At 70.4% G+C, this 7,698-nt stretch carries 3 protein-coding genes; all 3 read right to left on the reverse strand.

Annotated elements, in window-relative coordinates:
• Nucleotides 1-57: 57 nt before the first annotated feature.
• The 3 genes from ACFWGJ_RS39270 to pulA all read right to left on the reverse strand — a co-directional run bounded on the left by ACFWGJ_RS39270 (nucleotide 58) and on the right by pulA (nucleotide 7,563).
• Nucleotides 58-414, reverse strand: a complete 357-nt coding sequence (locus ACFWGJ_RS39270; protein ID WP_387333753.1) for a 5-carboxymethyl-2-hydroxymuconate Delta-isomerase — start codon at nucleotides 412-414, stop codon at nucleotides 58-60.
• A gap of 28 nt (nucleotides 415-442) precedes the next feature.
• Complete coding sequence (locus ACFWGJ_RS39275; protein ID WP_387333754.1) at nucleotides 443-2,062, reverse strand: SpoIIE family protein phosphatase; 1,620 nt, start codon at nucleotides 2,060-2,062, stop codon at nucleotides 443-445.
• Nucleotides 2,063-2,133: 71 nt separating this feature from the next.
• Entirely contained in the window at nucleotides 2,134-7,563 is a 5,430-nt protein-coding gene (gene pulA, locus ACFWGJ_RS39280) for a pullulanase-type alpha-1,6-glucosidase (RefSeq protein WP_387333755.1), read from the reverse strand.
• Nucleotides 7,564-7,698 lie beyond the last annotated feature (135 nt).

Raw genomic sequence — 7,698 nt, forward strand, 5'->3', positions numbered from 1 at the left:
CCCCTAAAGGGGCGCGGGGAACTGCGCGAACGGCCCCCACCGGGCCGCACTGTGAAGTCAGCCCACGAACTTCTGGTACGACGGGTCGAGGTCGCGGACCTCCGCGGACGCGTGCAGCACGAGTCCGTCCACCGGCTTCACATGCGCGCGCACAAGCTCCAACGCCCCCGACGTCAACGCCGACTTCACCTCCGCGGAGCGCCCCGGCAGCAGCGCCAGACCGACATGCACCAGCGCGTGCCCCGTGACATCGGCGCCGACGACGATGTCGTCCACGGCCCGGAACCGGCACTTGCACGCCTCGATCTTCGCGGCGGCCGTCTCCACCACCACGGCGTGCAGCGCGGCAGCGAACCCCTGCCGGTCGAAGGCGTCGCCGAGCGACGCGGAGTAGTCGACGGTGATCTGCGGCATGGGCACTCCTGTTCGGGGGAAACAACCCTCACCCTAGCTTCAGCGCGAGCAGCGCGATGTCGTCCTCCCGCTCATGGCCGAAGCAGTCCAGGAGCGTGTCGCACAGGGCGTCCAGACCGGGCAGCGCGCCGACGGCCGCCGCACGGAGGTGTTCCATGGAGGCCGCCAGATCCGTGCCCCGGGTCTCGATGAGCCCGTCGGTCACCATCAGGAACCGGTCGCCCGCTTCGAGGAACAACTCGGTCGGCGCCGGATGGGGCAGCCCGATCCCGAGCAGCGGCCCGGCGGCCTTCGCGTACTCGGCCGTACCGGTGTCGCGGATGACGAGCGGCGGGATGTGGCCGGCGTTCGCGATCCGGGTGCGCCCGGTGGCGGGGTCGATCAGGGCCAGGCAGACCGTGGTGGTGATCCCGGGGTGGTAGTACCGCAGCATCTTGTCGAGGCGCTCGGCCAGCACGGCCGGGTCGCTCTCGTCGACGCAGTAGGCGCGCAGCGCGTGCCGGATCTCGACCATGACGGTGGCCGCGTCCAGCGAGTGCCCGACGACGTCGCCCACGGCGACGAGCACGCCGTCGTCGGTGCGCAGTGCCGCGTAGAAGTCGCCGCCGATCTCGGTCTGCTGCGAGGCGGGCACGTAGCGGACCGCGACGTCGATGCCCGGCAGTTCGGGGAGCCGGTGCGGCTGGGGCAGGAAGCTGTGCTGGAGGGTGAGGGCGACATGCCGTTCGACCTGGTACATGAGCAGCGGTTCGGCGGCGTACGCCGTGGCCTGGGCGAGCCGGGCCACCAGGGTCTCCTCCTCCGGGTTGACCCTGCGCATCCCGCGGGTGGGCGTGGCCAGGCACACCGCGGCCTTGCCCTCCTGCGTGAGGATGAGCGCCAGCCGGGCGTCGTGCTCCATGCCGGGCCGGAAGAACCCGGCGGGCCACAGCGGCGCGGGCACCGTGGTGATCCGTACTCCGGACTGTCCTCGGGTGAGCCGCCGGAGCAGCCCGGCCACGGCCCGGTGGGCGCCCTCGTCGGGCAGTGCGAGCGAGGTGCGGTCGCGGGACAGGGCGCGGTACAGCTCGTCGTCCGGGCCGAGGAAGAAGACGGCGGCGGGGCCGCCGGTGAGCCGTGCGGTGCCGCCCGCGGCGGCGTCGGCGAGTTCCTGGAGGGTGCGGGCGGCCTGGATGGTGACGATCGTCTCCGACAGGAGGGTCAGCCGCCGGGCCAGTGCCTGGTCGTCGGCCCGCAGTCGCGCGGAGCGCACGGCGGCGCGGACCACGGCGTCGATCTCCTCGGGCTCGGCCGGTACCGCCAGATAGGCCTCCCCGCCCGCCTCAAGGCCCCGGCAGCGGTCGGCGGGGCTCACGGAGGAGGCGGAGAAGTGCACGACGGGCAGGCCGGCCATGTGGGCGCGGGCCTTGATCCTGCGGCAGAGTTCGAAGCCGTTCATGTCGGAGAGTTCCACGTCGACGAGGGCCACGTCGGGGAGGGTTCCCCTGCGCAGCCGGGCGTCGAGTTCGACGAGTGCCTCGTTGCCGGTGGCGGCCGTGACGACCTGGTGTCCGGCGCGGCGCAGCAGGGCGCCCATGGCGTACCGGCCTGCCGCCGTGTCGTCCACGAGCAGCACGGTCGCGTCGGTCCGCTTGCCGTGGACGTCCATCCGCCACCCCTCGGACAGGCCGGTGGGGCGGCCCGGGGTCCCGGAGCCGCCCCACCAAATGTAGTGCCCTGTCAGGGGGTCCGGGAGAACACCGCCACGGTCCGTCCGGGAACGGTGAACGTGCCCGAGTCCGCCGCGTAGGACGCGGACTTGACGACGGTGTCCGCGCCCTTGGCCTGGACGGGGTGCAGTGCGTACCCCGTGCCCTTCGCCTGCGCCACCTTCTGCTCCTGCGCCCCGGGGGTCGCGTTGAGGACGACGACGAGGTCGCCGAGTTCCATCGTGATCACTCCGGGTGTCTCGTCCTTGCCGGACAGCGGGAAGGACAGCTTCGACTGCACCTGTTGGGCGGTGCCGAGCCCGAAGTCGGTTTCACTCGTACGGATGCGCAGCAGATCGCGGTACGCGGCGGACGCGCCCTCGATCTGCGGGCAGCCCACCTCGACCGACGTCAGGAGGGGCTTGGCGTAGGACCATTTGGACTCGTTGTCGGCGGCCGGCGGCAGCCCGCGCCCGAATCCGTTGCCGCTGCCCGCGCCGCTGCTCTCGCGGCACTGCCAGTGGATGGCGTTGAACCAGTCGCCGCTGTCGTAGGAGTTGCGGTCCAGGGACTTGGAGCGCAGCAGGTCGGTGCCCGCCTGGGAGAGCGCGGGTCCCTGCGAGAGGGTGGCCGTGGCCATCGCGAGGACCTGCATCCGTGCGCGTTCGGCCGCCGAGGTGCCCTGGGGCAGTTTGAAGGCGAGCGCGTCGAACAGTGATTCGTTGTCGTGGGCGTCCGCGTAGGCGAGGGCGTCGCCGGGCGCGTCCGCGTATCCGGCGGGCGCCCCGTTGTAGTCGACCTCGGAGCCCTTGACCTGCTTGCCGGCCGTGTCGGTGAAGGTGTAGTCGGCGAGGTTGCCGGACAGTCCGACCTTGATGAGGTCCTGGTAGTGCAGCAGCCGGGCCTTCTGCTCGGCCGTACTCCCGTTGTCGTCACTGCCGTTGGGGTCGGTGTAGAGGCCGGACGCGAAGCCCTGCACGCCGGGGTCCTCGTCGAAGGGGCCGCCGCCGCGTACGGCGTCGCGGGCCCGGTCGGAGAAGGTGGCGATGCCGGTCCCGGCCATGTTCTTCTGGGTGGCCTGGACGAACCGGGCGTCGTCGGCGACCTCGCCGAAGTTCCAGCCCTCGCCGTAGAGGACGATCTTCTTGCCGTCGACGCCGTCCTTGGCGACGGTCAGCGCGTCGAGGGCCTTCCTGACCGCCAGGATGTTGGCCTTGGGGTGGTGGCCCATCAGGTCGAAGCGGAATCCGTCGACCTTGTACTCCCTGGCCCAGGTGACGATCGAATCGACGACCAGCTTGCCCATCATGGCGTTCTCGGGTGCCGTGTTGGCGCAGCAGGTGGAGGTGGCGACCGAGCCGTCGGCGAGGAGCCGCTGGTAGTAGCCGGGGACGACCTTGTCGAGCACGCTCGTGTCGGCCTGACCGCTCGCCGGGGTGTGGTTGTAGACCACGTCCATGACGACTCGCAGCCCGTCCTCGTTGAGCGACTTCACCATCTGCCGGTACTCGACCGTGCGGCGCGTCCCGTCGGGGTCACTGGCGTACGAGCCCTCCGGCACCGTGTAGTGGTACGGGTCGTACCCCCAGTTGTAGGCGTCCTTCGCGGCGCTCTTCGCCACGCACTCCTGCTGCTGGTCGGAGTCGGCCGCGTAGGAGCCGAGATCGCAGTCGGGGACCGCCTGGTCCGCCTTCTTCTCGGGGATCGTGGCGATGTCGAAGGCGGGCAGCAGATGGACGTACGACGTCCCGGCCTCGGCCAGCTTCTTGAGGTGCTGGGAGCCCGCGCTGTCCTTGTCGGTGAAGGCGCGGTAGGTGCCCTTGTCCTTCGCCGGGACGGTGGTGTCCTCGACGGAGAAGTCACGGATGTGCAGTTCCTGGATCTGCGCGTCCTTCAGCGGTACGGCCTTCGGCTTCTTCAGGCCCGACCAGCCGCCGGGGGCGAGGGACTTGTCGTCCAGGTCGACGACGAGGCTGCGCTCGGAGTTCGCGGTGAGGGCGACCGAGTAGGGGTCGGTGACCTTGTTGGTGACGACCTGGCGGACGCTGGGCGCCCACACGTTGACGACGTACCGGTAGGGCTTGTTCTTCCAGGACCCGGGCCCGGTGACGGACCAGACCCCGGAGGCGGAGTCCCGCTTCATGGGAACGGTGGCGCCACCGATCTCCAGCGAGACGCCCTGGGCGGTCGGCGCCCAGACGGCCAGCGTGGGCCGCCCGCCGCGGAACGTCGGACCGAGATCCGCCTTCGTCGCGGCCGTCCCGTACACGTCGTCGAGCACGCCCGCGATCTGCACGCCCGTCGCCGCGAGCACGGCCCCTCCCCCAGAGCCGAATGCCTGGGAGGTGCCCCCAGCAGCCCGCTGGGAGGCGACGAGCTGGCCGCTCAGGGCCTCGCGCACCCGGTCGCGGTCGCGCGGGTCGACGGTCCAGGCACTGTACTCCTTGAGATGCGGGTACGCGGCTTTCTGGGCGTCGGTCAGGGAGGTCTTCCCCAGCCGCAGCCAGCGCTCGTCGGTGCTGGTGAGCGTGCCGTTCTCCGCCTTGATGCTTCCCTTGCGGGAGTACAGCAACTGGGTCGACGCGGCGCTCTCGTCGCCGTTCCAGGCGACGGTGTTCCGGTCGATCCAGACCGCCTTGGAGGTGGTCAGGTCGAGTGCGGCGGCGCTGCCCGCGGGCTGCGGCAGGAGGTACTTCTCCTGGCCGCCCAGCATCCACACCTCGTGGCCGTTCGCGGTGAGGTCGAGCGACTGGTCGGTGGGGAGGTCCTTCTCGTCGCCCTTGTGGAGGATGTAGCTGAGGCTGGTGGCGCCCTCGGCGAGCGGCACCTCGTAGACGGCTCCGTACGCGTCGGTCCGTACCGGCTCCAGGGGCTTCGACCAGTCCGTGGGGTTCGCGGCGCCGGTCCAGGTGTGCAGACCCCAGCCGTCGTACTTGCCGTCGGCCCGGTGGTAGTGGAGGACCGCCTTGGTCTTGTCCGGAGCCGGGTAGTCGGCGGCCGGCTTCTCGGTCCGTACGGCCTCCTTGCCCTGCTCGACCCAGACCTCGCCCGTCTTGGTGACGTCGATCGTGCGGTCGGCGGAGACGTCCTTGGTGCCGTCCTTGTCGATGACGAGGAAGTTCACCGCGGAGGCACCCGGCTTGAGCTTGACGTACGCGAAGGCCCCGTAGGCGTCCCGGCCGACGAAGTCGTGCCCGTCCGGCCAGGTGGTCTCCTCCCCCTCGGCGAGGTCGCCCCAGGCGTAGAGCCGCCAGTCGGTGTAGTCGCCGTCCGCACGCTTGTAGTGGACGACCGCGTAGTCGCGCGAGGAGGCGGTCGGCACCTCCTCGGCGGGCGGGGTGCCGGTGGTGGAGGCGGCCGTCGCACTCGCGGTGCGCCCGACCGGGTCGACGACGACGGCCTTGTAGCGCAGGACGGTTCCGGCGGGCACGTCCTTCCCGACCACCTGGGTGACCTTGTACGGCGCGTGGTCGGCGGACCCGAGCGTCCGCCATTTCCCGCTGCCCACCTGGGCGGCGAAGACGACCCGGTCGAGCTGTCCCCCGTCGACGTCGGCAGTGATCTCGACGGTGCCGGTGGCGCCGGCGGCGGGGGCCTTGAGCGTGACGGCGGGCTTGGCGGCGGGCGGGGCGAGCCGCCCGGCGGCCTTGTAGACAACCGACGACCCGGCCGGCACGGTCACGGCGACCTTCCGGTCGGACCCGCTCCTCAGCGACTTCTCCGTGCCGTAGATCCCGCGGAAGGTCATGCCCGCCGAACCGGTCGCGAAGGTGGCGCTCCTGGCCTCGCCCGCGTTGTTCACGGCGACGACGTACTCGACACCGGTCTTCGCGTCGGTGCGGGAGAAGGCGTAGACGCCGGCGCCGTCGGCCGCGTACCGCTCCGTCTGCACGCCGTCCGCGAGGGCCGGATTGGCCTTGCGGAGCTTCGCCAGCGCGGCGATATGCCGGTACAGGGGCGCGCTCGTGTCGTACGCGTCCTCGGCGTGGGTGCGGTCGGTGCCGAGCTGGTCGTCGTCCAGGTAGTCGGCCGTCTTCGACGCGAACAGGGGCTGGCGGGCGTCCTTGTCACCGCCCGCGCCGGTGAAACCCTGCTCGTCGCCGTAGTAGACGACGGGGTTGCCGCGGCCGAGGAACATCAGCTCGTTGGCCAGCTCGGCCTTCTTCACCAGCTCGGCGTCGGACGCGCCGGGGTCGTCCTGCTTGAGGAACGTGCCGATGCGGCCCATGTCGTGGTTGCCGAGGAAGGTGACCTGCTCGTACGCGTTGGCCTTGTCCGTCGTGTACTTGTAGTCGTCGCCGAAGACCGAGGCCAGCCGCTGCGCGCTGCCGCCCTGGGAGGCGTACGCCCGTGCCGCGTCCTGGAAGGGGAAGTCCAGCGTGGAGTCGAGACGGCCCTCGGTGACGTACGGGGAGGTGATCGACGTGTCCGCCGAGTACACCTCGCCGAACATGAAGAAGTCGTCACGGCCGCGCTGGGCCGCGTACGCGTCGAGCGCGGTCGCCCACTGGGTCCAGAACTCCATGTTGACGTGCTTCACGGTGTCGATCCGGAAGCCGTCGATGTCGAAGTCCCGTACCCACCGCTGGTAGATCTTCTCCATGCCGGTGACGACCTCGGGACGCTCGGTCCACAGGTCGTCGAGCCCGGAGAAGTCGCCCTGCTCGGAGCTCTCGCCGGCGAAGGTCGAGTCACCGCGGTTGTGGTACATCGACGGGTCGTTGAGCCACGACGGCACCTTGGCGTTCTTCTTCGCGGCGGCCACGACGGGCGTGCGCGGGAAGGAACCGCCGCCGACCGCCGGGAACTTCCGTTCCCCGTCCGCGTAGTCGGTGTCGTCGAAGGGAGCACCGTCCTTCGTCAGATACGGGAAGGCGCCCTTGGAGAGGTAGGAGTAGGACTTCTCCTCGTAGTCGACGACGTCGGCCGTGTGGTTGGTGATGACGTCGAAGAAGACCTTCATGCCCTTGCCGTGGGCCTTGTCGATCAGCCGCTCCAGGTCGGCGTTCGTGCCGAAGTGCGGGTCGACCTGCGTGAAGTCGGTGATCCAGTACCCGTGGTAGCCGGCCGAGGCGTCGGCGCCGGTGCCCTGCACGGGCTGGTTCTTGAAGATCGGCGCCAGCCAGATGGCCGTCGTGCCGAGGTCCTTGATGTAGTCGAGCTTCTTCGTCAGGCCCTTGAGGTCGCCGCCCTGGTAGAAACCCTTGTCGGTGGGGTCGTAACCGGTGGCGAGCCGGGAGCCGGTGAGGCCGCCCTTGTCGTTGGCGGTGTCGCCGTTGGCGAACCGGTCCGGGAGGACGAAGTAGAACTGCTCGCGGGTGAGGTCGTTGCGGGCGGGCGTCTTCGCCAGGGCCGCGTCCGAGGGGGGCGCGGGTGGGGTTGCCGCGCCGGCGGCGAGGGGCTGGACGAGCGCGGCGGCGAGGGCTGCGGCGGTGAGGGCCGCGGTCCGTCTCGGTATCACAGGCCTGACTCCTTGCGATGGGATCGGCGTGACGCTATCCCCGCCGAAACGCTTTCTGCAAGAGCCTTGCAAGGGGTAGAAACTAGTTTCAGTGACCGCCAAAAAGATTGCGCAGTTCCCCGCGCCCCTAAAAGG

Origin of the sequence: Streptomyces sp. NPDC060205, from assembly GCF_042728395.1 — a bacterium.
In the GTDB taxonomy this organism is placed as follows: domain Bacteria; phylum Actinomycetota; class Actinomycetes; order Streptomycetales; family Streptomycetaceae; genus Streptomyces.

What these genes read in the sequence shown, in the direction of transcription:
- ACFWGJ_RS39270 (WP_387333753.1), bottom strand. Translation starts at nt 414, where the DNA reads ATGCCGCAGATCACCGTCGACTACTCCGCGTCGCTCGGCGACGCCTTC.
- ACFWGJ_RS39275 (WP_387333754.1), bottom strand. Translation starts at nt 2,062, where the DNA reads ATGGACGTCCACGGCAAGCGGACCGACGCGACCGTGCTGCTCGTGGAC.